The organism is Streptomyces amritsarensis (assembly GCF_001953875.1).
Lineage (GTDB): Bacteria > Actinomycetota > Actinomycetes > Streptomycetales > Streptomycetaceae > Streptomyces > Streptomyces amritsarensis.
Genome location: NZ_MQUR01000179.1, coordinates 1 through 5,469, shown reverse-complemented (window position 1 = coordinate 5,469; position 5,469 = coordinate 1). Strand labels below are relative to the sequence as shown.

3 rRNA genes are annotated in these 5,469 nt (G+C 56.8%); all 3 read right to left on the bottom strand.

Annotation, left to right across the window (positions count from 1 at the left end):
- Positions 1–51 precede the first annotated feature (51 nt).
- Positions 52–168: ribosomal RNA gene (gene rrf, locus AVW11_RS35150) — 5S ribosomal RNA — on the bottom strand.
- Positions 169–244: 76 nt separating this feature from the next.
- A 23S ribosomal RNA gene (locus AVW11_RS35145) occupies positions 245–3,364 on the bottom strand.
- Positions 3,365–3,647: 283 nt separating this feature from the next.
- Positions 3,648–5,171 (bottom strand): 16S ribosomal RNA (locus AVW11_RS35140).
- The 16S, 23S and 5S rRNA genes sit together here, the layout of an rRNA operon.
- Positions 5,172–5,469 lie beyond the last annotated feature (298 nt).

Genomic DNA, 5,469 nt, shown 5'->3' with positions numbered 1-5,469 from the left:
GAACGCAGAAAAGCCCCGCACCAGAAGGTGCGGGGCTTTCCCACAATGATTGTTCGGCGGCGTCCTACTCTCCCACAGGGTCCCCCCTGCAGTACCATCGGCGCTGAAAGGCTTAGCTTCCGGGTTCGGAATGTAACCGGGCGTTTCCCTAACGCTATGACCACCGAAACACTATGAAATTCGAACGCTGGCATATACACAGCTGTTCGTTATTTCAGAACTAACACAGTGGACGCGAGCAACTGAGGACAAGCCCTCGGCCTATTAGTACCAGTCAGCTTCACCCGTTACCGGGCTTCCACATCTGGCCTATCAACCCAGTCGTCTACTGGGAGCCTTACCCTCTCAAGGAGGTGGGAATACTCATCTTGAAGCAGGCTTCCCGCTTAGATGCTTTCAGCGGTTATCCCTCCCGAACGTAGCCAACCAGCCATGCCCTTGGCAGGACAACTGGCACACCAGAGGTTCGTCCGTCCCGGTCCTCTCGTACTAGGGACAGCCCTTCTCAATATTCCTACGCGCACAGCGGATAGGGACCGAACTGTCTCACGACGTTCTAAACCCAGCTCGCGTACCGCTTTAATGGGCGAACAGCCCAACCCTTGGGACCGACTCCAGCCCCAGGATGCGACGAGCCGACATCGAGGTGCCAAACCATCCCGTCGATATGGACTCTTGGGGAAGATCAGCCTGTTATCCCCGGGGTACCTTTTATCCGTTGAGCGACGGCGCTTCCACAAGCCACCGCCGGATCACTAGTCCCGACTTTCGTCCCTGCTCGACCCGTCGGTCTCACAGTCAAGCTCCCTTGTGCACTTACACTCAACACCTGATTGCCAACCAGGCTGAGGGAACCTTTGGGCGCCTCCGTTACCCTTTGGGAGGCAACCGCCCCAGTTAAACTACCCATCAGACACTGTCCCTGATCCGGATCACGGACCGAGGTTAGACATCCAGCACGACCAGAGTGGTATTTCAACGGCGACTCCACACCAACTGGCGTTGATGCTTCAAAGTCTCCCACCTATCCTACACAAGCCGAACCGAACACCAATATCAAACTGTAGTAAAGGTCCCGGGGTCTTTCCGTCCTGCTGCGCGAAACGAGCATCTTTACTCGTAGTGCAATTTCACCGGGCCTATGGTTGAGACAGTCGAGAAGTCGTTACGCCATTCGTGCAGGTCGGAACTTACCCGACAAGGAATTTCGCTACCTTAGGATGGTTATAGTTACCACCGCCGTTTACTGGCGCTTAAGTTCTCAGCTTCGCAACCCCGAAAGGTCACTAACCGGTCCCCTTAACGTTCCAGCACCGGGCAGGCGTCAGTCCGTATACATCGCCTTACGGCTTCGCACGGACCTGTGTTTTTAGTAAACAGTCGCTTCTCGCTGGTCTCTGCGGCCACCCCCAGCTCACGGAGCAAGTCCGATCACCAGTGATGGCCCCCCTTCTCCCGAAGTTACGGGGGCATTTTGCCGAGTTCCTTAACCATAGTTCACCCGAACGCCTCGGTATTCTCTACCTGACCACCTGAGTCGGTTTAGGGTACGGGCCGCCATGAAACTCGCTAGAGGCTTTTCTCGACAGCATAGGATCATCCACTTCACCACAATCGGCTCGGCATCAGGTCTCAGCCTTATATGAGGGACGGATTTGCCTACCCCTCGGCCTACACCCTTACCCCGGGACAACCACCGCCCGGGCTGGACTACCTTCCTGCGTCACCCCATCGCTTACCTACTACAAGTCTGGTTCGTCGGCTCCACCACTTTCCTTTCCCCGAAGGGTCCGGAACGGCTTCACGGACTTAGCATCGCCTGATTCGATATTGGGCGTTTCAAAGCGGGTACCGGAATATCAACCGGTTGTCCATCGACTACGCCTGTCGGCCTCGCCTTAGGTCCCGACTTACCCTGGGCAGATCAGCTTGACCCAGGAACCCTTAGTCAATCGGCGCACACGTTTCTCACGTGTGTATCGCTACTCATGCCTGCATTCTCACTCGTGAACCGTCCACAACTAGCTTCCGCTGCTGCTTCACCCGGCACACGACGCTCCCCTACCCATCACAGCCTCCGTTGGGAGTATTGCTGCAATGACACGACTTCGGCGGTACGCTTGAGCCCCGCTACATTGTCGGCGCGGAATCACTTGACCAGTGAGCTATTACGCACTCTTTCAAGGGTGGCTGCTTCTAAGCCAACCTCCTGGTTGTCTCTGCGACTCCACATCCTTTCCCACTTAGCGTACGCTTAGGGGCCTTAGTCGATGCTCTGGGCTGTTTCCCTCTCGACCATGGAGCTTATCCCCCACAGTCTCACTGCCGTGCTCTCACTTACCGGCATTCGGAGTTTGGCTAAGGTCAGTAACCCGGTAGGGCCCATCGCCTATCCAGTGCTCTACCTCCGGCAAGAAACACACGACGCTGCACCTAAATGCATTTCGGGGAGAACCAGCTATCACGGAGTTTGATTGGCCTTTCACCCCTAACCACAGGTCATCCCCCAGGTTTTCAACCCTGGTGGGTTCGGTCCTCCACGAAGTCTTACCTCCGCTTCAACCTGCCCATGGCTAGATCACTCCGCTTCGGGTCTAGAGCGTGCAACTCAATCGCCCTGTTCGGACTCGCTTTCGCTACGGCTTCCCCACACGGGTTAACCTCGCTACACACCGCTAACTCGCAGGCTCATTCTTCAAAAGGCACGCAGTCACGAGATACAGCAAGCTGCATCCGACGCTCCCACGGCTTGTAGGCACACGGTTTCAGGTACTATTTCACTCCGCTCCCGCGGTACTTTTCACCATTCCCTCACGGTACTATCCGCTATCGGTCACCAGGGAATATTTAGGCTTAGCGGGTGGTCCCGCCAGATTCACACGGGATTTCTCGGGCCCCGTGCTACTTGGGAGATGAGCAAGCAAGCCGCTGATGTTTCGTCTACGGGGGTCTTACCCTCTACGCCGGACCTTTCGCATGTCCTTCGACTACATCAACGGTTTCTGACTCGCCTCACAGCCGGCAGACCGTGAAAGCTCATTCCCACAACCCCGCATGCGCAACCCCTGCCGGGTATCACACGCATACGGTTTGGCCTCATCCGGTTTCGCTCGCCACTACTCCCGGAATCACGGTTGTTTTCTCTTCCTGAGGGTACTGAGATGTTTCACTTCCCCTCGTTCCCTCCACACTGCCTATGTGTTCAGCAGTGGGTGACAGCCCATGACGACTGCCGGGTTTCCCCATTCGGACACCCCCGGATCAAAGCTCAGTTGGCAGCTCCCCGGGGCCTATCGCGGCCTCTCACGTCCTTCATCGGTTCCTGGTGCCAAGGCATCCACCGTGCGCCCTTAAAAACTTGGCCACAGATGCTCGCGTCCACTGTGTAGTTCTCAAACAACGACCAGCCACCCATCACCCCACCAGACAAGCTGGCGAGTTCACTGGGGCCGGCACTGAAGACATGACCATACGGCCGTACCTTCAGGACCCAACAACGTGCCAAGCACGATCCCGTCGACTCTCACTGTGTTCCACGCCGAAGCAGTACTTACAGGAGGTGTCAGAAACCGTGCCAACTAATCAACGTTCCACCCATGAGCTGACCGTGCAGAACATTTGTCTGCAATCGGTACTGTGCTCCTTAGAAAGGAGGTGATCCAGCCGCACCTTCCGGTACGGCTACCTTGTTACGACTTCGTCCCAATCGCCAGTCCCACCTTCGACAGCTCCCTCCACAAGGGTTGGGCCACCGGCTTCGGGTGTTACCGACTTTCGTGACGTGACGGGCGGTGTGTACAAGGCCCGGGAACGTATTCACCGCAGCAATGCTGATCTGCGATTACTAGCGACTCCGACTTCATGGGGTCGAGTTGCAGACCCCAATCCGAACTGAGACCGGCTTTTTGAGATTCGCTCCACCTCACGGTATCGCAGCTCATTGTACCGGCCATTGTAGCACGTGTGCAGCCCAAGACATAAGGGGCATGATGACTTGACGTCGTCCCCACCTTCCTCCGAGTTGACCCCGGCGGTCTCCTGTGAGTCCCCATCACCCCGAAGGGCATGCTGGCAACACAGGACAAGGGTTGCGCTCGTTGCGGGACTTAACCCAACATCTCACGACACGAGCTGACGACAGCCATGCACCACCTGTATACCGACCACAAGGGGGGCACTATCTCTAATGCTTTCCGGTATATGTCAAGCCTTGGTAAGGTTCTTCGCGTTGCGTCGAATTAAGCCACATGCTCCGCCGCTTGTGCGGGCCCCCGTCAATTCCTTTGAGTTTTAGCCTTGCGGCCGTACTCCCCAGGCGGGGAACTTAATGCGTTAGCTGCGGCACCGACGACGTGGAATGTCGCCAACACCTAGTTCCCAACGTTTACGGCGTGGACTACCAGGGTATCTAATCCTGTTCGCTCCCCACGCTTTCGCTCCTCAGCGTCAGTAATGGCCCAGAGATCCGCCTTCGCCACCGGTGTTCCTCCTGATATCTGCGCATTTCACCGCTACACCAGGAATTCCGATCTCCCCTACCACACTCTAGCTAGCCCGTATCGAATGCAGACCCGAGGTTAAGCCTCGGGCTTTCACATCCGACGTGACAAGCCGCCTACGAGCTCTTTACGCCCAATAATTCCGGACAACGCTTGCGCCCTACGTATTACCGCGGCTGCTGGCACGTAGTTAGCCGGCGCTTCTTCTGCAGGTACCGTCACTTTCGCTTCTTCCCTGCTGAAAGAGGTTTACAACCCGAAGGCCGTCATCCCTCACGCGGCGTCGCTGCATCAGGCTTTCGCCCATTGTGCAATATTCCCCACTGCTGCCTCCCGTAGGAGTCTGGGCCGTGTCTCAGTCCCAGTGTGGCCGGTCGCCCTCTCAGGCCGGCTACCCGTCGTCGCCTTGGTAGGCCATTACCCCACCAACAAGCTGATAGGCCGCGGGCTCATCCTTCACCGCCGGAGCTTTCCACCGCAGAAGATGCCTTCCGCAGTCGTATCCGGTATTAGACCCCGTTTCCAGGGCTTGTCCCAGAGTGAAGGGCAGATTGCCCACGTGTTACTCACCCGTTCGCCACTAATCCACCCCGAAGGGCTTCATCGTTCGACTTGCATGTGTTAAGCACGCCGCCAGCGTTCGTCCTGAGCCAGGATCAAACTCTCCATGAATGTTTACCCGTGATCGGGTGCACACGCACGAAAGAGCGGGCGCATCATGTCGGAATAAGACCGACGCGCCACAACGTCCTCGCTGTGTATGTTGCCTGCCAGTGCCCGAAGGCCCGACAGGTCTTTTTCAAAGGAACCTCATCCACCGAAGTGGACGGGGTATCAACTTCTGGCGTTGATTTTTGGCACGCTGTTGAGTTCTCAAGGAACGGACGCTTCCTTCGTACTCACCCTCTCGGGCTTTCCTCCGGGCTTTCGTTCTGCTGTCTTGCGTTTCCGACTCTATCAGACTCTTTCG